This window comes from Alcanivorax sp. HI0044, from assembly GCF_001634945.1.
On record NZ_LWEZ01001072.1, the window covers coordinates 1 to 219 of the forward strand.

Annotated in this window: 1 pseudogene; it reads right to left on the reverse strand. The window is 61.9% G+C overall.

Features of this window, described 5'->3' with window-relative positions:
• Positions 1–9: 9 nt before the first annotated feature.
• Positions 10–219 (reverse strand): annotated as a pseudogene (locus A3730_RS31690) (EF-P beta-lysylation protein EpmB); the annotation flags it as partial.

The window sequence follows — 219 nt, forward strand, 5'->3', positions numbered from 1 at the left end:
CCGCGCCTCTTAACCGGCCAGCACCGTTTTAGCGGGCTCTCCCGGCTCTTCCCGAGTCAGCCTTGGCACCAGAAAGCCCGGCAGGCGCGCACGCAAGTCCGCATGCAGCTCCCGGGCAATGGCATCGGGCACGGCAAAATGNGCTGCTCCCTGCACTGCATCCAGCTGATGCAGGTAATAAGGCAACACTCCCGCAGCAAAAAGGGCATCGGATAAATC